Source organism: Tsukamurella soli, from assembly GCF_039541155.1.
Taxonomy (GTDB): Bacteria; Actinomycetota; Actinomycetes; order Mycobacteriales; family Mycobacteriaceae; genus Tsukamurella; species Tsukamurella soli.
On record NZ_BAABFR010000013.1, the window covers coordinates 1 to 19,353 of the forward strand.

The window sequence follows — 19,353 nt, forward strand, 5'->3', positions numbered from 1 at the left end:
CCGGGGCGGGCGTGGTGCTCGGCATCGAGGCGCGGGACAGCACGCTCTCCGACGCCGAGGTCACGGCGTACACCACGCCCGAACATCGGCACTCGGCCCGCGACCTGCTGGACCGTCTGTTCACCCGGGCGGAGCAGCTCAACCCGTACCGCGGGAAGGCGGTGCGCGCCACCTACGTCCGCGGCGGAGTGGCGCTCACTGTGATCGATCTGCCTGCCGTCACCCGGGACGCCGTGATCGTCCCCGCCGAGGTCTGGGCCGAAGTCGACCTGGGCGTCACCGCGGTACGCGACCGCCACCAGCTGCTCAACGCGCACGGACTCGGGTCCCGCCGCGGCGTGCTGCTGGTCGGACCTCCCGGCACCGGCAAGAGCGCCGTGTCCGCCGTCATCGCCGGCGAGGTGCTCGGCGAGTTCACCGTGATCTACGTCGAGGCACAGGCCGGCGCCGAGCTGCTCACCGCCGTGGTCGAGCAGGCACAGAAGCTCGGCGGGCCGGTGCTGCTCGTCCTGGAGGACGTGGACCTCTGGTGCCGGGACCGCGCCCGCGGCGCGGGCGGCGGCCTCTCGGTACTGCTGCAGGCCATGGACATCGCCAGCGACGCACGCATCCTCACCCTCGCAAGCACCAACGACGCAGCGACATTGGACAAGGCCGCGGTGCGCACCGGCAGGTTCGACTCGATCGTCGAGGTCGGCTACCCCGACCGCGATGCGGCCGCGCGGATCCTCATGGCGTTGGTCGCAGGCCTGCCCGGCGGCGCGCACGTGAACTGCGACGCCGTCGCCGCGGTCCTCCCCGCCGAGACCACCGGCAGCGATCTCCGCGAGATCGTGCGGCGCGCTGTGCTCACGGCCGGTGACGGCGGCCAGGTGACGACGGACTCGCTGCTCAACGAGGTCAAGGGCGGGCGATACCAGGCCGAGTTGCCCAGCGGTGCGGGGGCGTACCTGTGACCGCCCTCTCCCTGCTCGTCCTCTACGTCCGCAACCTCGCCGAGTCCCGCCGCTTCTACGCCACCCTCGGCCTGTCCCTGACCGAGGAGCAGCATGGCGATGGCGCCGTGCACTACTCCGCCACGCTTGACGGCGGCATCGTGATCGAGCTGTACCCCGCCCCCGCAGGCATGCCGCCGAGCCGGGTGCGGATCGGCCTGACCGTGCCCGACCCGGCCGCCGCGATCGAGAGGCTGCGTGGGGCGGGGTTCACGGTGAAGCGGTCGGGGCTTGCGATCGATCCGGATGGGAACCGGGTGGCGGTGTCCGGGTAAGAGGCGATTCCGTCATGGCGCTGACCTGCGGATGTGTACTGCGACAGGGCCATACCCCTAAGCGCCGCTTAGGCCTTCGCGGGGTTTCAGTACACCCCCGGCTGCGGTGACTCATTCCTCCGGCGGGACCTTGCCCTCCGCCTCGTACAGGCCGCGCTCGTAGATCGACACCGGCAGTCGCCGCCCGAGCAGCTGCGACACGTGGAGCCGACTCTCCGTCGCCTCCTCCGCCGTCATCTTGATGAACGTCAAGCCGAGCGTGCCGTCAGTGAGTGCGGACATCGTGACCACCTCCTACGTGGCCAGTCTCCCACCACGCGCGGCGGGGCGCGACGAGTTAACCCGCCGCCACCTGCACTCGGCGCTGGTGCCGGCCGAACGAAGACGCAGGTAAGCGACGTAGGTCCAGGGCATAGAGAGGTGCGGGGCAGTGAGAACGGCTACGGCCGCAGCTCGCCGCGTCGGCGCCGCGCGATCACGAATGCGAAGGCGACCGTCACCGCGATAAGGCCGCAGTAGGCGGCCATCGCCTCCACGAGCAAGAGGTCGTGGTCGTGGCGGTCGAAGGCGCCCACGATCAGACCGACGCAGATCCCACTCGTCAGGTTGCCAGACTGTGTGCGCAGGAATCGCCACACCGTGCGGTCATCCCGCGCTGCGATCGTGTTTGCGAGGCCGAGCAGGACGACGGCAGCCACGAGACCGAGCCATACCACCGGATTCTCCACTCGCGGTGCCACGACGGGGATGGACACGATCGCCGCACCGCCGCCCGCAGCGGCATTGGTGAGCATCCGCCGCCCGGACGAGCCCTTCGATGTGCTCACCACGGCATCGTATCGGCGCCGGTCAGCCCGCGGCCTTGAGTCGGCCGTCCCACCCTGTCGCTCCGCCGCGCTCGATGAGCTCGTCGATCTCGGCCTGGGCGATACGCCGCGCACGGCCGAGCTTGACGCCGCGGAGCCGGCCGTCCTTGAGCATCGCGTACACGTGAGACCTTGACACCGCGAGCTGGTCCGCGGCCTGCTCCACCGTCAGCAGCCGGCGCGGTGCCGGTGCTGCAGCGGGAGCGGCCTGGGCCGCGGCGCGCACCAGCTGCGCCAGGGCCTCGGCCAGGTCGGGTTCACTCACACGGAAATCGTCCTAGGCGTTATCGGTCGACGCCAGTAGACCGGCGCGACACGCCGAACGATAACGGTTCCGGGACTGACGCAGGCCCGGAGCCGTGGATGGAGCCCCCCGTCGGGATTGAACCGACGACCTACGCTTTACAAGAGCGTTGCTCTACCACTGAGCTAGGGAGGCGCTGGTGATGCCGCAAGCAGGGTAGCAACGTCACACCTTCCGCCGCGACTTCCGGGCGGGTTTCGGCTTCGCTCCCAGCACCTTCGCGTACGTGGCCATCGCCGCGGTGACGGCGTCGTCCTGGCTGTGCGCGTACGTGCGCTGTGTGAACGCCGGATCGGTGTGCCCCAGGAGCTTGGCGATCACCGCGGTGGGCACCCCGTTCAGGTGCATCAGCGTGCCGCACGTGTGGCGCGCGTCGTGGAGCCGAACATGGGGGAGCTTCGCGTCCCGGAGGGCTCGCGCCCAGAACTCCCGCAGCGACGTCGGATAGTACGCGGCCCCGAACTCGTTGTGGATCACGTGACCGACGCCCACCCACTCTGTTCCCGCAGCCAGCTGCTCCTCCCGACTGCGCTTCCGGGCGCGTTTCAGCACGGGCAGCAACGTCGACGGGATCGGCACGTCCCGGATCGACTCCTCCGTCTTCGGCGGGCCCTCTTGCGCACCGGCCTCGGTGTGCAGGCGCGTCGCGTCGATGTGGACGTGCGGCGCAGCGCCCTCCAGGTGCACGTTCTCCCAACGGAGTCCGGCGAGTTCACCGCGGCGGAGACCGAGCTGCAGCGCCAGGTGATGCAGGTGTTCCAGCCGGTCGGTTTCGAGGGATCGGAACAGCGTCTGAACCTGCTCGACAGTGAGCGTCTGGTGCTCGAACTTCTCGGCCGGCGGCGGCGTCACCAACGCCACCACGTTCCGGGGGACGGTGCCGTCCTGCAGCAGGCGCTCGAACACCTTCCGCAGCCGCGCCAGCATCGGCCGGATCGTCGTAGCCTTCCACGCGCCGGACTCGGCCTGCACCGACGCCCGCAACTTGAGCGGCTTCCGCCACTCGGTCGAGGGCACTCCCCCGGCCTGCAGATCGCGCACGAGCTTCTCGAAGTCCTCGCGCCTCAGGGACTGCACGGGCCGGTCACCGAGCACTGCCACCGCGGGCCGCAGCGAGCACACGTATCCGGTCAACGTCGTGGGCCGAACATGGAGCGCGTCGAGGTAGCTGTCGATCGCCTGTCGCAGCGTGAGTTCCGTGGGCGAGACCTGGGTGCCGCGGGACCGGTCACCGCGCCCCTCCGCGTACGCGTCCTTGGCCGCTTGCAGTGTGCGGAACCGGCGTCGCTGCTGCCGGCGTTTCCCATCGGCGCCACCCACCTCGATCCGCACCTCGTAGCGGCGACCTGCGGCGGTCTCGCGGACGGTGACGTAGTCGGGGATCTTGGCCACGGCACTGACTCTAGAACCCGATGGAGAAGTTTACGTGTCACTATGTGTCACTCTAGGGCGGAATCGACGCGTAAAACCGCCTCTACCTGCATATTCTGGTATGCTCCACTCGCCTTGTAAAGCGAAGGTCGTCGGTTCAATCCCGACAGGGGGCTCCACAGGATCCCCGGTCGAGTTCTGCGGTGTCCGCGGGACGCGCCGGCACTGCGGCACGGAACCCGGGCGGATCAGACAGGAGGGCCGTGACAACACAGACTTGGTCGCTCGCCTCGTCGATCCAGGGGATCTTCCTTCCTGTCGTGTGGTCCTACTCGTCGACGGTCTGCTCCGACGAGTCGGCGACCGATTACCGTGCTGGTCTGTCGTCGGATACGTCGTCGTCATGACCGTGGTCGTGTGGTGCCTCTCCGACGTCTACCCGCTGACGGGGCGTGCCGAGGGGCACCGACCGCGCTGCACTGGCGGTGACGGACCTGCTGGCGGCGGCCCTCTGCGTCACCGTGGTGGTGGCACTGTTCTCGACGATGCCGCGGGAGATCACGTCGGCGGCGACGTTGCACAGCTACCTGGCGTCGGATCTCGGACTGACGTTGGTCGTCTCGAGCACCGTCGTGCTACCCGTTTTCATGGTCACGACGCTTGCCGTCGTGGTGATCGACATGATCCGGGGATCTACGATCCGAGCGGGATTGCGGCGAATTGACCGGCGTGCTCAACCGGCGAGGTTCAATCGCCGCGCAGAGGTATTGCTGCGGACCACCGAGCGGTGCGCCATGATCGTGGCCGATCTGGACTTCTTCAAACGGGTCAACGACGCTCTGGGCCACGCAGGCGGTGACCGAGTCCTGATCGCGTTCACGCGGACACTGTCCGAGTCTCCGAAGAATGGTCGGATAGTCGGCCGCATCGGTGGGGAGGAGTTCGCGGTCCTCCTGCCGCGCTCCGATCTCGATGCTGCCGTCGAATGGGCCGAGGGTGTGCGGACGCGGACGGCCTCACACAGCATCGATGTCGGCACCGGGACCGCCACGGCGACCGCGAGCTTCGGAATCGCTGCCGGCGACGCGCGCACGCAGTTGACCACGCTGATCGATGCGGCAGACAAGGCCCTCTACACAGCCGAGCTCGGCGGCCGGAATCAGACCATCGTCAGTCGCTGACGTGCGAATACCTACTCGGGCCGGAGCGCACGATGCGCGAACGGAAGCGATTCACGAACGAGCGGTGCCCCAGAGTGCCTACACGTCGCGCTGCGCCGGCCACCCGGTCGCATCGAAGACGGCGACCGGGTCCAGATAGTCCCTCCAGTGGGAGACCTTGCCGCCGTCGACCGTGACGATGGAGACGAAGCAGTTGTCGTACGGCCTGCCGGTATGCACCGATTCCCCGTGCACCCGGTACTCGAGGACGACCACTCCCTGCTCCGCGGCCCGGTACACCCGGAGCCCGTCGGCCGCACGGACCCTCATGAAGTCGTCGTAACCGTGATACAGGTCGATCACGTTCTGTCGCCCCTCGACGCGGCGCGGGTACCCGGGCACCGAGATGACGAATTCGAAGACCACGTCCTCGGCGAGCAGGTCGAAGTAGTCTTCGCCGTCGACGACGCCGTCGAGCCCCTCGCGGATGATCGCGAAGAACGCCCCGTGTGCCCCGAAGTTGGATTCGTCATCGGTGTACTTGGTCATCGCAGCTCCTCGACCCAGGCCCACGCACCGGCGTGGCGGCGCGCGAAGGATTCGAAGTCCGTTGCGGGTCTACCCAGGATCCGTTCGACATCCGGCGTCGGGGCGGCGCCGCCGCCGTCGACGATCGCACCGGTGAGCCATCGAAGCATCACCGCGTAGTCGGCGGGAACACCGGCGGCGACGGCCGCCGCGATCCAGGCCTCCTGGTCGATGTCCAGGTGGGCGACGTGCCGCCCGCCGACCTCCGAGATGGTGGCTGCGACCTCGTCGAACGTGAGCGCCCGCGGTCCGGTGAGCGGGTAGACGGCCCCGGCGTGGGTACCGGGGCTCAGCAGTGTCTCGACCGCCACGGCCGCGATGTCGGCGGCGTCGACGAAGGCCTCCGCGCCCCGGCCGGGTACGACCAGCGCCCCGTCGCGCACGGGGAGGTGGTCATCGGTGAAGTTCTGCATCACCCACGCGGGTCGCAGGATGGTGTGGGTGAGGGAGTCGCGACGGGTGACCGCCTCCTCGGCTGCCGCGAGATCGATCGCACGGGGCGCGCGGTCGGCGTCGAAGACACTGAGCAGGGTGACGTGCCCAACTCCTGCCTCGACTGCGTCGTCGAGGAACAACTCCACGCGGTCTGCGTACCGCATACGCATCACCGGGGGCACGAGGTAGACGCGGTCGACGCCCGCCAGCGCCCCTGGGTAGCTGGTCGGATCGTCCCAATCGAAGATCACATCGCTGCCGCTGCGGGACGCAGTCCAGACCGCGACGCCGCGTTCGGCGACTGCTGCGGCGACCAGTGCGCCGGTGCGTCCCGTGCCGCCGAGGACGAGCACCGAAGGTGAGGCGTGTGTCATGCGTCAAGAGTGCTGGCACCGGTTCGTTCACAGCAATGCTCCGCCCGCTCGATCCGTTGTGCAGGAGTCTCAGCGCATTGCCTGCCGCGCGCGATTCGCGCAGTCTGTCCAGGTGGATCTGTTGTACGACCATCGCCTGCAAGCCCGGTCGACGGGAACCGAGTTCGCCCGCACCGTGGTGGTGCCGCCGTGGGGAGTGAAGTTGGGCGGTTCGATCGAGCTCGCCGTGCACGCCGTGACCCGAGGCACCGCGTGGTTGTGGGTCGAATCGGCCGCCGACGCCGTGCGGCTGTCGCCGGGAGAGGTCGCGCTGGTCCGCGGCGGGGTCGAGCACTTCATCGCGCACGAGGCCGGGGCAGCATGTCTGGATCCGGACGAGTTCCGTCGCAGGCAGGCACCCTCGCCGGCGCCGCTCCACGGGGACGCGACGGTCTTCCTCTGCGGCGCCTACCGGTTCACGGGGGATGTGACCGCCGGGCTGCTGGACGCTCTGCCGCCGGTACTCACCCTCGCGCCGGCGACCGGTGAGCCGCTGCACGATGTGATCGGCCTGATCTCCCGTGAGCTCGCAGCGGGCGACCCGGGTCGGCAGACCGTCCTCGACCGGCTTCTGGACGTGCTGCTGGTGCTCGCGCTGCGCACCGATCTGCAGCTCAGCCCGGCCGCGCCGCGCTGGTGGCGTGCCGTCTCGGATCTGCGGCTGCGGGACGCCCTCCGCGCGGTTCACGAAGACCTCTCCTACGCGTGGACGGTCGACGAGTTGGCCGGACTCAGCGGGATGTCCCGGGCGGCATTCGCCCGTACCTTCCGCGAGGTGCTCGGGCAGCCGCCGATGCAGTACGTCACCGACCGGCGGATGTCGGTCGCCCGAGACATGCTGCGCACCACCGACAAGAGCCTGATCCGCATCGCCACGGAGGTCGGCTACGCATCGCAGTACTCGTTCACCGCGGCGTTCCGACGTGCGCACGGCACCCCGCCGGGAGCATGGCGGCAGCAGTCTGCGTCAGCACCGCTCACCGTCGACGACACCGCGTGCCGACCCGCCGGGTGATCGGACCATGCATACCGACCAGGCGCGGCACGTGCCCACCCCGGCGTCGCCCTGGCCGGCCGCTGCGCCCATCAGATCGCCAGCGCCGCCGCGCAGACCACACACACCGCGAGCAGGAGCCCCTGCCAGGCGAATCGCCCGAGTGGGATCTGCAGGCCCGCCCGCGCGCACCGCTGCCGCCACAGCACCGTCGCGAGCGAGGCCCACAGCGTGACCACCGGGCCCATGTTCACGCCGACCAACAGCGCGATCATGCGTTGGGGCGAGCCGAGCGCCGCCGGCTCGAGCGCCAGATAGGCGGGCAGGTTGTTCACCCCATTGGCGGCGGCCGCGCCGAGGGCTGCCAGCCGGAGCAGATCGGCCGGCCCGCCGCCGGTGCCGGCGGCGGAGGCGACCACCGCGGCGAGACCGGCGTGCAGCAATCCCTGCACGGCCGCGAACACCACCGCGAGCACCAGGACCATCCGCCAGGGCACCGCGATCCGTCGCAGCGCGCCCGGGTCACGCACCGCGAGTACGCCCACCAGAACCACTGCGCCGACCAGCGCCGGCAGCGCGGGCGGCAGGCCTGAGACGAACGCCGGGCACAGCGCGACGCACACGCCGCCGGCGACCCACAGCAGCGCCCGGTCCTGGACCCGCGGCGGCGGCGCGATCACATACCGCCCGGCCCCGAACAGCGCCCGGCCGTGCAGCAGTGCGAGCAGGGCGACGGTGACGGCTATCGCGACGAGGGCCGGCCGCCATGCCGTGGACAGATACCCGTGCACGCCGCCCCATGCACGGAAGTGATACTCCGCCAGCAGGTTCGACAGATTCGACACCGGCAGTAGCAGCGACGCGGTGTTCGCCAGCCACACCGTGGTCATCGCGAACGGCAGCGGCGCCGCCCGGACCCGCCGCGCGGCAGCGAGCACGACAGGCGTGAGCAATACCGCCGTCGTGTCGAGACTCAGCAGCACCGTACTCACGCACGCCAACGCCACCGTCAGCAGCCACAGCGCCCACACCCGACCACGGCCGGCCACGACCGCCGCGTTGCCGGCCACGTCGAACACGCCCGCCAGCTGCGCGATCTCGGCGACCACGGTGATGGCGAGCAGGAACACCAGCACGGGGCCGACCTGCGCGACGAACGACGACACGCGCCCATTGTGCAGTTCCCGGCAGGCGGGCCCGGCGAGCCCGGCAGCTGGGCGCGGCGCAGGCGACGCCGCCCCTATCCTTGGGCCGGGACGGCCGGGGACGGCCGACACACCGAAGAACAGGCCGAGGACGAGGAGGACGACGTGACCGTTCGGCAGAGGCTGGACCGGCTGCGGCTGGTGGCGCTCGGGGAGCGCACGGCCACCGTCGACACGGCGTCGTTGCCCGCGATCTCGCCGCTGCGTCCCGTCGACCTCACCGACGAGACAGCGGTCACCGAGATCCTCGACGTGGCGATCACCGTCGGCGAGGTCCTGCTGGACTCGGGAACAGGCGCGATCGACACCGCCGCGCAGGTGCGGCTCGTGGCATCGACGTACGGAGTCGCGCGCTGCGAGGTGGACGTCACCTACGACTCGATCCAGATGTCGGCCGACCGCGGGGCGAACCTGCCCGCGGTCACCGCCATGCGGGGGGTCAAGAAGCGGTCACTGGACTACACCCGCCTGGCAGAGGTCGACAGCCTGGTGCGGCGGATCACGACGGGGCGGCTGCGTCCCGACCAGGCGCGCGACCGGCTCGCTGAGATCGTGGCTGCGGACCACCCCTACCCGCGCGCAGTCGCGGCGCTCGGGTGGTCGGGCATGGCGGCCGCGGTGACATTCCTGATCGGCGGCTCGGGGTGGCTGGCGCTGCTGTCGTTCGCGACCACCACCGCCATCTACTCCGTGAACGTCGGTCTCGCCCGGATCAGCCTGCCGTTCTTCTACCAGCAGGTGGCGGGCGGGTTCCTCGCTGTCCTGCCCGCGGCCGTGCTGTATCGGATCGGCGTGAGTCTGTCGCTCGGGGTGGAGCCGTACCGGGTGATCGTCTCGGGGATCATCGTCCTGCTGGCCGGGTTGTCGCTGGTGGGCTCGGTGCAGGACGCGATCACCGGCGCGCCGGTGACTGCCGCGGCCCGGTTCCTCGAGGTACTGGTGTTCACCGCGGGCGTGGTGGCGGGCGTGGGCATGGCCCTGCGGGTGGCGTCCAAGTTGGGCGCGACCCTGCCGCCGCTCGACCAGACGGCGTTCGGCTACGCGTCGCTGCCGGTGATGGTGCTGTCGAGCGGCGCGGCGTCGGCGTGTTTCGCGATCGCCTGCTACGCGCAGGCCCGGGCGCTGACGGCATCGTTCCTATCCGGCGCGGTGGGCGCGCTGGTATCGGGTTCGCTCCTGGACAGCGGTCTCGGCCCCGTCGTCGCTTCGGCGACTGCGGCCACCGTCGTGGGCCTGGCCGGCGGCCTGCTGGCGCGCCGCGCGGTGGTACCGCCGCTGATCGTCGCGGTCGCGGGCATCACGCCGCTGGTCCCCGGCCTGGCCGTGTACCGGGGGCTGTCGGAGATCCTCGACGATCAGACCTCCGCCGCACTGACCGACCTCGCCTCGGCCCTCGCCGTCGGGTGCGCGCTGGCCGCCGGAGTGACGCTGGGTGAATGGGGTGCGCGGACCATCCGCCGCCCGCGGATCCGCGCGCGGTTCGGCGACGTGCACCGGCCCCGGCTGGTCGCCGAGCGGCTCGGCCGGCCCCGACGGTGGCGGGTCGTGGACGCCGATCCCGACAGCCGCAGGTAGGTGGCGACCGGATTGCTAGAATTGCTGTGCATTCGCTTTACAGATGCATGCCGAATCCGCTACACGAACAGGTGCGTACATGCCTCCGAAGACCACGCAGGACATCAGCGACGATGACCTGGTCCCCCTCGCGGACGAGACCGCACGCCAAGCACAGCGCGTCGTCGCTGCCTACGCGACCGACGCCGAAGAGTGTCGGACCCTGCTAGCGATGCTCGGCATCGGGCCCAAGGAGGCCTGACTACGTCGGGTCGCCGGGCGACACCGGCGAGGCCGACGGGGCCGGCCCGGCCCACCCGCGCCCCTGGCGACACCGAGCACCACGTGCTCCCAGAGGTCCGGCAATTCCTGCGAGCAAGGACTTGTTTGTGACTGCGACCGAATCCCAGGCGATCGACGACCCGAACACCGCGACCGCGGAGTTCGTGGTCGTCGCCAACCGGCTCCCGGTGGACGTGGTACGCGAGGCCGACGGCTCCCTCACCTGGAACGAGGCCCCCGGGGGGCTGGTCACCGCGTTGAAGCCGATCCTTCGGGCGCGACACGGCGCGTGGGTCGGCTGGCCCGGCGCCGCCGACATCGGTGACGAACCGTTCGCGGGCGACGACATGACCCTCGTCCCCGTGCGGCTCTCCGCGGCCGAGATCGCCGAGTACTACGAGGGCTTCTCCAACGCGAGCCTGTGGCCGCTGTACCACGACGTCATCGTCAAACCCGAATACCACCGCGAGTGGTGGAACAGCTACGTCGCGGTCAACCGGCGCTTCGCGGAGCGGGCTGCCGCCATCGCCGCGCCCGGCGCGACGGTGTGGGTCCAGGACTACCAACTGCAGCTCGTTCCGCGGATGCTGCGGATGCTGCGCCCCGACGTGCACATCGGCTTCTTCCTGCACATCCCGTTCCCGCCGGTCGAGCTGTTCATGCAGATGCCGTGGCGTACCGAGATCATCGAGGGAATCCTCGGCGCCGACCTGGTGGGCTTCCACCTGCCCGGCGGTGCGCAGAACTTCCTCTACCTCGCCAAGCGGCTGATCGGCTACCCCACGTCCCGGGGGAACGTGGGCACCCGGACCAAGTTCGGCGTCGTGTCCGTGGGCTTCCGATCGGTACGCGTGGGTGCGTTCCCGATCTCGATCGACTCGGCCGAGCTGGACAAACTGGCGCGCACGGCACAGACGCGGGCGCAGGCTCGGGCACTGCGGAACGATCTCGGCGGGCCCCAGCGGATCATGCTCGGCGTCGACCGCCTCGATTACACCAAGGGCATCGACGTGCGGCTGCACGCGATCCACGAGCTGTACGACGAGGGCCGGCTCGACCCCGAGCACGACGTCTTCGTGCAACTCGCCACCCCGTCGCGGGAACGGGTCGAGTCGTACAAGGTGATGCGGAACGACATCGAGCGGCAGGTGGGCCGGATCAACGGCGAGTACGGCCGCGTGGGCCGACCAGCCGTGCACTACATCCACCGCCCGGTCCCGCGCACCGAGCTGATCTCGTTCTACAGCGCCGCCGATGTGATGCTGGTGACTCCGCTGCGCGACGGTATGAACCTGGTGGCCAAGGAGTACCTCGCCTGCCGGCCCGACGGTGGCGGCGCCCTGGTTCTGAGCGAATTCACCGGCGCCGCAGCGGAACTGCGGCAGGCATATCTGTGCAACCCGCACGATCTCGAGAGTGTCAAGAACGCTATCGACGAGGCGGTGCACCAGGACCGGGACGACGGTCGGCGGCGGGTGCGGGCCATGCGTCGCCAGGTGCTGCAGTACGACGTGGACCTGTGGGCGCGCTCGTTCCTGGAGACCCTCGCCGGGCACATCGGTGTGGTCGAGGGACCCGAGGGACGGAGCGCGCAGACGGAGGGCGCGGCCGCGGGCGGTCAGGAGGACACGGCGCGGGGACACACGGCGCAGGAGGACGCGGCGCAGCAGGAGGACGCGGCGCAGCCCGCCCGCCGGGGCGGCGGCGCAGCGCAGGGGGCCGGCGGGCGGGGAGACACAGAGCAGACCGGCCCGGTACAGGACGACCCCGCACAGGTGGGCTCTGCGCAGGACGACTCAGCGTGGCACAGACCAGCGCAGGACGACTCAGGGGAGGAGTACTCAGCGCAGGAGGATCCGGCGCAGTGGACGCCAGCGCCGGAGGGACTCAGCCGGTGACGGCCCTCGAAGGCGCGCTGCGCCCCTTCGCACAGATCGAGACCCTTTTGGTGACAACGGATTACGACGGTGTCGTCGCTCCGATCGTCGCCGACCCCGCGCGCGCGTTCCCGCTGCCCGGCACCGTGGACGCCCTGCTGGAGCTGGCGGCGCTGCCGCGGGTCACCGTCGCCCTCGTATCGGGCCGGGACCGGACGACGCTGCGCTCGCTGTCCGGCGCGGAGCGGCCCCTGGTCACCGTCGGCAGCCACGGCGGGGAGTTCGACGACCAGTTCACCGCGCGCGAGCTGACGCCGGTCCGCCGGGAACTGCTCACGACCGTGGCCGGAGTGCTCGCGGAGATCGCCGCGCGCTACCCCGGCGCGGTGGTGGAGACCAAGCCGACCAGCGCGGCGCTCCACGTCCGCAACGCGTCGGGCGGCTGGACCGCGCCCGGCAGCCCGGGCGCCGCGGCGCTCGACGAGGCCCGGCACGCGGCCGCAGCCCTACCGGGTGTGTACCCGACCGAGGGCAAGGCCGTGCTGGAGCTCGCCGTGATCGAGGCGTCGAAGGGACGCGCGCTGGAGCTGTTGCGGGACACCACCGGAGCGGGCGGCATCCTGTACTTCGGCGACGACGTCACCGACGAGCGGGCGTTCGCCGTGCTGCGCCAGCCGCGCGACGGCGGGCCCGACCTCGGGGTCAAGGTGGGGTCGGGCGACACCGCCGCGCAGTACCGCGTCCCGGACCCCGAAGCGGTGCGCGACGCACTACGAGAGCTGTTGCGGCTGCGCACCGCTCGGGATTGACACCGCTGGGGATCGACTCCGTCGAGGTGCACGGGCGAGCCCGCCCCACGAGGGCGGCCCGACGCTGCCGGTCGCTACTTCCCGAGCGCTGACATGGACTGCCAGGTGGGCCAGTCCAGCGTCCAGTCGTAGATGTCGCCGTCGGCGGCGGACAGCTCGATCGAGGTGCCCGTCACCTCGACCGGATCGCCGTAGATCGCGCCCTCGAAGTACGACTGTGCGTTGTCCAACGACAGGTTGATGCAGCCGTTGGTGACGTTCGTGTTGCCCTGATCGCCGACGGTGTTCGGGTTCGCGTGGATGAACTCGCCGTTGTTGGAGATCCGGACGGCCCACTGCTCGTGGACGTTGAAGTACCCGGCCGCGGGGTTGCTCATGTAGAAGTCCTGGTGCTTCTCGCTGACCACGTGGATACCGGTCCGCGTGATGTTGCGGGGCAGATCCGCCTCGCCGTACGAACACGGGAACTGTTGGTACACATCGTTTCCGCGCATCACGACGATCTCGTGCGACGGGGCGGCGGCCTTGACGATCTGGGACCGGCCGATGCTGAACGTGCTGGTGACGTCGGCGGCGCCGTACATGTCGTCACCGTGGTCCAGCCCGTACAGCTTACCCGTCATCTGCACCTTGGTGCCGGGCTGCCAGTACTCCTTGGGACGCCAGTGCACCCGCGCACCGTTGTCGTCCGGCAACCACGCCCACGCCCCCTCGGTGGGCGGGGTGGTGGTGACCACCAGCGCCCGCTCGACCGCGGCCTTGTCCGAGAAGGACTGGTCGAACTGCAGGATCAGTGGCGCCGCGATCCCCACCACCTCGTCGTCGGCGACGTTGATCACCACATTGACGGTGGCCTGTGGCTGGTACGTGGTGACCTGATGGCTGAGCTGGACGGTCTTGCCGTCCTGGCCCACCGCCGAGCCCGACCAGGTGTAGGTCACGCCGTACCCGAGGGGTTCGGCGACCTTGAGGGTCCGGCCGTCGGGCGACGCCGACAGCGCCACCGACTTCCCGGACGGGTTGGTCAGCTTGACGCCGGGGTTGAAGTGCCCGCCTGTGACGGTGACCGCGATCTCGTCGACGGGCGACGGCGCCTTGGCCTTGTCCGATGGGATGAAGGCGATGCTCGCAGCGCTGGGGGACTGCTTCTTCGGCGCCGCGGTCCCAGACGTCCCGCAGGCCGCGAGGACGGCGGCACCGCCCGTGGTGGCGGCGAGGGCGAGCACCGTCCGGCGCCTCACCTCCGCCGGAGGATGTTCGTGCATGGCTCAGATTCTATCTGCGATCGAGCGCCGTTCCGACCAGGACGGGTTCTGGCAGCAGGGTGACAGCGAACTCATTGCGAACGCCGTCCCGCACCTGGGCCGCCAGCGACAGCAGCTCCGCGGTGCTCGCGCCACCCCGATTGGTGAGCGCGAGAGTGTGTTTCATCGACAGCGAAACCGTCGTCCGTCCGCCCGAGAATCCGCGGGGGAAACCGGCCCGCTCGATCAGCCAGCCGGCCGACAGCTTGACCCCGTCGGGCGCCGGGTAGCGGGGCGGCTCGGCACCTGTGACCTGCAGAATCCTCGCGAGCACCGCGTCCGCCTCGGCCGCCGGGACCACCGGGTTGGTGAAGAACGAGCCGACGCTCCAGGTGTCGTGGTCGGCTTCGTCGAGCACCATCCCCTTGCCCCGCCGCAGGGCCAGCACGCGCTCCCGCGCCCGGGCCGGTTCCACGGTGCCGCCGGGCTCCACATCGAGCGCGCGCGCCAGCTCGCCGTACCGGATCGGCGCGCTGGTTCCTGTGACGAGTTCGAACCGCACAGCGAGCACGACGGCGGCGTCCGAGTGCTTGAGACGCGACGTCCGGTAGCCCAGATCCAGATCTGCGGGGGCCACCCAGGCGTCGGTCCCGCCGGCGCGGTCGTAGAGGTGCACCCCGGTCAGGCGGTCGGCCACCTCGACGCCGTACGCGCCGACGTTCTGCACGGGCGTGGCGCCCGCCGAACCCGGGATCCCGGACAGGCACTCCAGCCCGCCGAGGCCGGCCGCCACCGTCGCCGCCACCACGTCGTCCCATACCGCGCCGGCGTCGGCCGTCACCGTCGTGCCCTCGATGTGGACGTCCGCCGACCGCACGTGCACCACAGTCCCGCGGAACCCGTCGTCGGCGACGACCAGGTTGGAGCCACCGCCCACCAGCAGCACCGGCGTGCCGGCGGCGTCGCACCGGGAGACCGCCGTGATCACGTCGGCGGCCGTCGCACACGCGACGTAGTCGTCGGCGGGTCCGCCCAGCCGCAGGGTGGTCAGCTCCGATATCAGCTTCGACACGCCGCAACGGTAACGTGTCTCCTCATGGCCACTCGTCTCGAGCGCTCCCTCGACTACCCGATCCCCGCGCAGGCGCTGCACACCGCGTACCTCACGGAGCAGTACTGGCGCGAGCGCGTGGCCGAGGTGGGCGGCGAGGGTGCACGCGTCGACGAGATCGCGATCACGGGCGACTCGGTGCGGGTGCGCGTGGTGCACGTGATCGGCGAGGACAGACTGCCGCCGGTGGTGACGGCGATCCGCCCCGGCGGTCTCGAGATCCATCGCGAGGAGGATTGGGGGCCGTTCGACGGCAGCCGCTGCGCGGGCTCGTTCAGCGCCCGGATCGAGGGCGCACCTGCGCAGCTGTCGGGCACCGCGGTGCTCGACACCGTGGGCGACGGTGCCCGCATCACCGCCTCCGGCACCGCGCAGGTGGGGATCCCGTTCGTGGCGGGCAAGGTCGAATCGCTGGTGGTGGAGAACCTGCAGGAGCTGATGGAGTCCGAGCGCGACTTCACCGTGGAGTGGGTGCACGCGCACGCCTGACGCCCGGGATACGGGGGCGGATTTGGAATCGCGGTACCCGGTCCCGCTAACCTGACCTGCATGGCACGTCGGCTCAGTTACTCCGCGCGATTCCCGTTCCCCGCGGAGGTGCTCTACAAGGCGTACTCGCAGAAGGCGTACTGGGACGAGAAGATGACGGACTTCCGCAACCTCACCCCGCTGTCCGAGTTGGCCGAATTCGAGGTCACGGGCGAGGGCGTCTCGGTGGTGCAGCAGCAGAACCTGCCGCACGAGTACCTGCCGCCGATCGCGCAGACGGTGATGAAGAAGGACATGATCATCACCCGCAACGAGTTCTACGGCGCCTGGGACGGCGAGCACTCCGAGGGCGAGTACTCCGCCTCGATCCCGGCGGGCCCCGGCTCGCTGAAGGGTGACGCCGATCTGTTCGACACCGAGACCGGCTGCACCATGCGCTACACCACCTACGTCAAGGTCTTCGTACCGTTCATCGGGCACAAGCTCGAGCAGCTGATCCTGATCAACCTCGTGGACCTGTTCCGCGCCGAGGCCGAGTACACCAAGTACTGGGTCGACAAGAGCCTGTAAGCCGACGGTGACCGGGCCGAGCGGGACCGGCGCGGCACCGTCGGGCCGGATCACGCGCGGCACCACCGGCCGCAACCGACTGCGCCGCAGCGACCGCTGGACCGCACATCACCCCGACGTCGCGGCAGCCCTGTCCGACCCTCGGCCGCTGGCCGTGGACGTGGGATACGGCGCTCGCCCGGACACGACGCTCGAGTGGGCGGGCTGGCTGCGCCGCGTGCGCCCCGAGGTGCGCGTGGTGGGACTGGAGATCGACCCGGCGCGGGTGGTTCCCGGCCGGGACGGTGTGGAGTTCGCGCGCGGCGGCTTCGAGCTCGCGGGTCTGCGGCCGGACCTGATCCGCGCATTCAACGTACTGCGGCAGTACGACGAGGACGAGGTCGCCGACGCGTGGGCGACGATGACGGCCCGCCTCGCGCCCGGCGGGCGGCTGATCGAGGGTACGTGTGACGAGTTGGGTAGGCGGTGCTGCTGGGTGCTGCTGGGCTCCGGCGGCCCGATCTCGCTGACGCTCGCGTGGGCCCCCGGTCACACCGACCGGCCGTCGGAGCTCGCCGAACGACTGCCGAAGGCGCTGATCCACCGCAACGTTCCGGGCGAGCGGATCCACTCGCTGCTGGCGCGCGCCGACGAGTGCTGGGACCACGCCGCGGGTTTCGCGCCGTACGGCAACCGGGTCCGCTGGCGCGCCGCGGCGCGGCTGCTCGAGCAGCGCACTGGCGTCCCGGCCGTGCCGAACCGCCGCGACAACGTGCTGACGGTGCCGTGGGACACGGTCGCGCCGGCGTGATGCGGCGGTCCCCCACAGATCTGCACGGCTGCAGCCCGACGACGGGTCGTAGGGTGGGCGGCATGAGCACGCTGCGGGTGGCGCTGGCGCAGATCTCTGCCACCGCCGATCCCTCCGACAACGCTGACCTGGTGGACGTCTACACCGCTCGTGCGGCCGCGGCGGGCGCACGGCTGGTGGTGTTCCCCGAGGCCACGATGTGCCGGTTCGGTGTGTCGCTGAAGCCGATCGCCGAGCCGCTCGACGGGCCGTGGGCCGACCGGGTGGCCGCGGCCGCCGAGCGGTACGGCGTGCACGTGTTCGCCGGCATGTTCACGCCCGCCGGCGCCGGGAGCGCAGCGAGCGGGCCGAACGAACCCGGCGCCGGGAGCGCAGCGAGCGGGCCGAACGAACCCGGCGGGCGCGTGACCAACACCCTGCTGCTCGCGGGGCCCGACGGTGACCGCGCCGGCTACGACAAGATCCACCTGTTCGATGCGTTCGGCTTCGCGGAGTCGCGGACGGTGGCGCCGGGCACCCGCGCCGTCACCACCGCGATCGACGGCGTCACGATCGGCGTAGCGATCTGCTACGACCTGCGCTTCCCCGCGCTGTTCACCGGGCTCGCAGCGGCCGGCGCGGACGTGATCACGGTGTCGGCGTCGTGGGGCGCCGGACCGGGCAAGCTCGACGCGTGGACCACGCTGGCGCGCGCGCGGGCGCTGGACAGCACGGCGTACGTGCTGGCCAGCGGGCAGGCGGACCCGGGTGCGCCAGACCCGAAGGGCGCGCCGCTCGGCGTGGGCGGATCGCTCGCCGTGGGTCCGGACGGCGAGGTGCTCGTGCAGGCCGGTCCCGATCCCGACCTGCTGCTCGTCGACGTCGACACCGACCGGGTAGCCGAGGCGCGGAGGACGCTGCCGGTCCTGGCGAACCGCCGCGACTTCTCCCTGCCCGCCGCCGCGCGCGTGGTTTAGGGCACAATGGCGCCCGATGGACACGCGACCTGACAACCCGAACCCGGAGCACACGACGCCGCTCCCGCGCGCCACTCCTCAGGGCGAGTGGAGTGCGCCCGCCGGCCCTGCCGGGCCGCAGGGCCCGGTGACTATCCCCCCGGCGGGCCCGGGCGGCCCTGCAGGACCCGGCGGGTCTCGGGGGGGTGGGGGCCGGGGTGGCAAGGGCCCGCGCGGAGGTGCGGCCAAACGCTCGCCCGGTCGCCTCGTCGCGCTGATCGCGGCGGGCCTGGTGGCAGTGCTGGTGATCGTGCTCGTGGGCTCGGAGCTGTGGTTCCGCCACAGCTCCACGTCCTGCATCTCGAAGATGGTCAAGAACGCCACGGGCGCGGACGCGTCGGTGTCGCTCTCGAAGGAGCCGGTACTGATCCAGTACTTCAGCGGCACCGCGCCGTCGATCGACATCGACATCAAGGACGACCTTAACAACACCCCCGGCCTGTCTGCGCGGCTGCACCTGACGAACGTCGAGGTCAACAGCCCCAACACGATCGGTAGCGCCACGGTGCAGGGCTCGATGAGCGCCGACGGCATCCTCAGCCGCGTCAAGAGCGTGCCGCTGATCGGTGACCCGAAGGTGCAGCTCGACTCCGCCGCCGGCGACATCGACATCACCGGCACCATGCTGTTCGCGCCGCTGGAACTGCAGCTCAAGCCGGAGATGGTGGACAACAAGCTGCAGCTCACCGCGAGCAAGGTCTCGATGATGGGCTTCGGCGTGCCGGACAACCTGGCCCAGCAGGTGATCGACGCGGTCAGCGGCCAGCTGCCCACGCCCAAGGGCCTGACGCTGAACAGCGTGCAGGTGACCGACAACGCCGTGAACGTCGTGTACTCGGGCCACAATGTGACACCCGCCGACATCGCCAGCGGCGGAACCGGCAACAGCGTCGGGAACTGCTCGGTATAGCCGCATGAGCCCGTCCCACCCCGAACCCGACCCGCCGATCACCGCGACCGGCCGGGTCGCTCGGGCCGGGGGACGCGCGGTGGACGCAACGCGCTGGGCGCTCGTGCTGTGGGCCC

At 70.7% G+C, this 19,353-nt stretch carries 22 protein-coding genes, 1 tRNA gene and 1 pseudogene; 14 read left to right on the top strand and 10 right to left on the bottom strand.

Going from position 1 to position 19,353, the window contains the following annotated elements; translation table 11 throughout:
- A partial coding sequence (locus ABD908_RS06000) for an AAA family ATPase (RefSeq protein ID WP_344992327.1) occupies positions 1 to 956 on the top strand: 956 nt, incomplete at its 5' end.
- The gene (locus tag ABD908_RS06005) at positions 953 to 1,270 is read left to right on the top strand and encodes a VOC family protein (RefSeq protein WP_344992330.1); all 318 of its coding nucleotides are present in this window, start codon (positions 953 to 955) and stop codon (positions 1,268 to 1,270) included. The genes ABD908_RS06000 and ABD908_RS06005, both read left to right, overlap by 4 nt.
- A 111-nt stretch (positions 1,271 to 1,381) precedes the next feature.
- Here ABD908_RS06005 and ABD908_RS06010 read toward each other — a convergent pair whose 3' ends face one another.
- From ABD908_RS06010 to ABD908_RS06030, 5 genes are all read right to left on the bottom strand, one after another.
- A complete protein-coding gene (locus ABD908_RS06010) occupies positions 1,382 to 1,552 on the bottom strand; it encodes a hypothetical protein (RefSeq protein ID WP_344992333.1) in 171 nt (56 codons plus the stop codon).
- Between the two features lie 158 nt (positions 1,553 to 1,710).
- Positions 1,711 to 2,097: a hypothetical protein gene (locus tag ABD908_RS06015; RefSeq protein WP_344992336.1), complete on the bottom strand. Its 387-nt coding sequence runs from the start codon at positions 2,095 to 2,097 to the stop codon at positions 1,711 to 1,713.
- 22 nt (positions 2,098 to 2,119) lie between these two features.
- Positions 2,120 to 2,401 (bottom strand): helix-turn-helix domain-containing protein, encoded by a 282-nt coding sequence (locus tag ABD908_RS06020; RefSeq protein WP_344992339.1) that lies wholly within the window; start codon positions 2,399 to 2,401, stop codon positions 2,120 to 2,122.
- A gap of 99 nt (positions 2,402 to 2,500) precedes the next feature.
- Positions 2,501 to 2,575 (bottom strand) — tRNA-Thr (locus tag ABD908_RS06025).
- Between the two features lie 30 nt (positions 2,576 to 2,605).
- On the bottom strand, positions 2,606 to 3,832 hold the full coding sequence (locus tag ABD908_RS06030) for a tyrosine-type recombinase/integrase (RefSeq protein WP_344992342.1): 1,227 nt from the start codon (positions 3,830 to 3,832) through the stop codon (positions 2,606 to 2,608).
- A gap of 242 nt (positions 3,833 to 4,074) precedes the next feature.
- Here ABD908_RS06030 and ABD908_RS06035 point away from each other — a divergent pair, with 242 nt between their 5' ends.
- Positions 4,075 to 4,218 (top strand): hypothetical protein, encoded by a 144-nt coding sequence (locus tag ABD908_RS06035; protein WP_344992345.1) that lies wholly within the window; start codon positions 4,075 to 4,077, stop codon positions 4,216 to 4,218.
- Positions 4,219 to 4,263: 45 nt separating this feature from the next.
- Positions 4,264 to 4,992, top strand: a complete 729-nt coding sequence (locus ABD908_RS06040) for a GGDEF domain-containing protein (RefSeq protein ID WP_344992348.1) — start codon at positions 4,264 to 4,266, stop codon at positions 4,990 to 4,992.
- Between the two features lie 78 nt (positions 4,993 to 5,070).
- On the opposite strand, the gene ABD908_RS06045 is transcribed toward ABD908_RS06040, so the two are convergent.
- Together ABD908_RS06045 and ABD908_RS06050 are read right to left on the bottom strand one after the other, a co-directional pair.
- Complete coding sequence (locus tag ABD908_RS06045; RefSeq protein WP_344992351.1) at positions 5,071 to 5,520, bottom strand: nuclear transport factor 2 family protein; 450 nt, start codon at positions 5,518 to 5,520, stop codon at positions 5,071 to 5,073.
- The gene (locus ABD908_RS06050; protein WP_344992354.1) at positions 5,517 to 6,368 is read right to left on the bottom strand and encodes an NmrA family NAD(P)-binding protein; all 852 of its coding nucleotides are present in this window, start codon (positions 6,366 to 6,368) and stop codon (positions 5,517 to 5,519) included. The genes ABD908_RS06045 and ABD908_RS06050 overlap by 4 nt, the downstream gene beginning before the upstream one ends.
- 112 nt (positions 6,369 to 6,480) lie before the next feature.
- Between ABD908_RS06050 and ABD908_RS06055 the strand changes: the two genes are divergently transcribed.
- The gene (locus tag ABD908_RS06055; protein WP_344992357.1) at positions 6,481 to 7,422 is read left to right on the top strand and encodes a cupin domain-containing protein; all 942 of its coding nucleotides are present in this window, start codon (positions 6,481 to 6,483) and stop codon (positions 7,420 to 7,422) included.
- Positions 7,423 to 7,493: 71 nt separating this feature from the next.
- Here the strand turns inward: ABD908_RS06055 and ABD908_RS06060 are convergent, their stop codons facing one another.
- Positions 7,494 to 8,567 (bottom strand): ArsB/NhaD family transporter, encoded by a 1,074-nt coding sequence (locus ABD908_RS06060; protein ID WP_344992360.1) that lies wholly within the window; start codon positions 8,565 to 8,567, stop codon positions 7,494 to 7,496.
- Positions 8,568 to 8,711: 144 nt separating this feature from the next.
- Here ABD908_RS06060 and ABD908_RS06065 point away from each other — a divergent pair, with 144 nt between their 5' ends.
- From ABD908_RS06065 to otsB, 4 genes and pseudogenes are all read left to right on the top strand, one after another.
- Positions 8,712 to 10,181 (top strand): threonine/serine exporter family protein, encoded by a 1,470-nt coding sequence (locus ABD908_RS06065; protein ID WP_344992362.1) that lies wholly within the window; start codon positions 8,712 to 8,714, stop codon positions 10,179 to 10,181.
- Between the two features lie 79 nt (positions 10,182 to 10,260).
- Positions 10,261 to 10,422, top strand: a complete 162-nt coding sequence (locus ABD908_RS06070) for a hypothetical protein (protein WP_344992365.1) — start codon at positions 10,261 to 10,263, stop codon at positions 10,420 to 10,422.
- A 127-nt stretch (positions 10,423 to 10,549) separates the two neighbouring features.
- Positions 10,550 to 11,992: pseudogene (locus ABD908_RS06075) on the top strand (alpha,alpha-trehalose-phosphate synthase (UDP-forming)); the annotation flags it as partial.
- Between the two features lie 344 nt (positions 11,993 to 12,336).
- Complete coding sequence (gene otsB / locus ABD908_RS06080; RefSeq protein WP_344992367.1) at positions 12,337 to 13,128, top strand: trehalose-phosphatase; 792 nt, start codon at positions 12,337 to 12,339, stop codon at positions 13,126 to 13,128.
- A gap of 74 nt (positions 13,129 to 13,202) precedes the next feature.
- Here the strand turns inward: otsB and ABD908_RS06085 are convergent, their stop codons facing one another.
- Both ABD908_RS06085 and ABD908_RS06090 read right to left on the bottom strand, forming a co-directional pair.
- Positions 13,203 to 14,393 carry a L,D-transpeptidase gene (locus ABD908_RS06085; RefSeq protein WP_344992370.1) on the bottom strand — a complete coding sequence of 397 codons (1,191 nt, stop codon included), beginning with the start codon at positions 14,391 to 14,393 and terminating at the stop codon, positions 13,203 to 13,205.
- A gap of 10 nt (positions 14,394 to 14,403) precedes the next feature.
- Entirely contained in the window at positions 14,404 to 15,444 is a 1,041-nt protein-coding gene (locus tag ABD908_RS06090) for a UDP-N-acetylmuramate dehydrogenase (RefSeq protein WP_344992373.1), read from the bottom strand.
- A gap of 24 nt (positions 15,445 to 15,468) precedes the next feature.
- Here ABD908_RS06090 and ABD908_RS06095 point away from each other — a divergent pair, with 24 nt between their 5' ends.
- From ABD908_RS06095 to ABD908_RS06115, 5 genes are all read left to right on the top strand, one after another.
- Positions 15,469 to 15,972 (top strand): DUF2505 domain-containing protein, encoded by a 504-nt coding sequence (locus tag ABD908_RS06095; RefSeq protein WP_344992376.1) that lies wholly within the window; start codon positions 15,469 to 15,471, stop codon positions 15,970 to 15,972.
- 60 nt (positions 15,973 to 16,032) lie between these two features.
- Complete coding sequence (locus ABD908_RS06100; protein ID WP_344992379.1) at positions 16,033 to 16,542, top strand: DUF2505 domain-containing protein; 510 nt, start codon at positions 16,033 to 16,035, stop codon at positions 16,540 to 16,542.
- A gap of 7 nt (positions 16,543 to 16,549) precedes the next feature.
- On the top strand, positions 16,550 to 17,332 hold the full coding sequence (locus ABD908_RS06105) for a class I SAM-dependent methyltransferase (protein WP_344992382.1): 783 nt from the start codon (positions 16,550 to 16,552) through the stop codon (positions 17,330 to 17,332).
- Between the two features lie 71 nt (positions 17,333 to 17,403).
- Entirely contained in the window at positions 17,404 to 18,288 is an 885-nt protein-coding gene (locus ABD908_RS06110) for a carbon-nitrogen hydrolase family protein (RefSeq protein WP_344992524.1), read from the top strand.
- Positions 18,289 to 18,304: 16 nt separating this feature from the next.
- A complete protein-coding gene (locus ABD908_RS06115) occupies positions 18,305 to 19,237 on the top strand; it encodes an LmeA family phospholipid-binding protein (protein WP_344992385.1) in 933 nt (310 codons plus the stop codon).
- Positions 19,238 to 19,353: the final 116 nt, after the last annotated feature.